Source organism: Kocuria sabuli, from assembly GCF_040981185.1.
Lineage (GTDB): Bacteria > Actinomycetota > Actinomycetes > Actinomycetales > Micrococcaceae > Kocuria > Kocuria sabuli.
This window is the reverse complement of record NZ_JAVHZE010000085.1, coordinates 1-584: the sequence shown is the minus strand read 5'-3', so window position 1 is coordinate 584 and position 584 is coordinate 1. Positions and strand designations below refer to the sequence as shown.

The window sequence follows — 584 nt, the reverse complement described above, 5'->3', positions numbered from 1 at the left end:
CATGGAAATTCCGCCGTTAGCGTTTTTGCACGTTGCGGCCAGGCTGCTCAGCGAAAAAAGTAGCCCAGCGGCAGAGAGAAGCATCATCCTTAATTTCATTTATGAACACTCCATGGTGATCCGCAGCAGCGGCTGTTTGCTTTCAGGTAAGTGGTAGTTGGCCGTACAGCGCTTATCCGCCCCTTCTCCCCATTGCGCCTTCAACACTCCCTTTTGGCTCAGGCCGGAGAGGTAGGTTTCGCCTTCTTCGCCTACGATGGTGTCGCTGCCGTTATCGTCGCGGGAAACCATGGCGCCAAACGGCACCGGCTTGCCGTGGTAGCGCAGCGTTACCAGCGCGCGTGCGCCCAGACGGGCGTTAAACGTGGCGCGCACGATGGCGCCGTGGGTCGGCACCACGCTGGTGACGGCATCATCGATATCCATGGCGTCTGAGAGGGAGTTAATGTCCAGCGCCATCCTGTTCAGATGGTAGGCCGAGGCGTAAGGCACCACCGCATAGCCGCGTCCGTCGGTATGGATACCGGGTTCATTCTCGACGCTGACGTCCGCTGCGCCCGGTACGGCAATCAGCACGTTGGTAT

Annotated in this window: 1 protein-coding gene; it reads right to left on the bottom strand. The window is 59.2% G+C overall.

Features of this window, described 5'->3' with window-relative positions; all coding sequences use genetic code 11:
* Window positions 1-99 precede the first annotated feature (99 nt).
* Window positions 100-584, bottom strand: a 485-nt coding sequence (locus tag RE027_RS18015) for a FimD/PapC C-terminal domain-containing protein (protein WP_368809670.1), incomplete at its 5' end; no start/stop codon positions are given.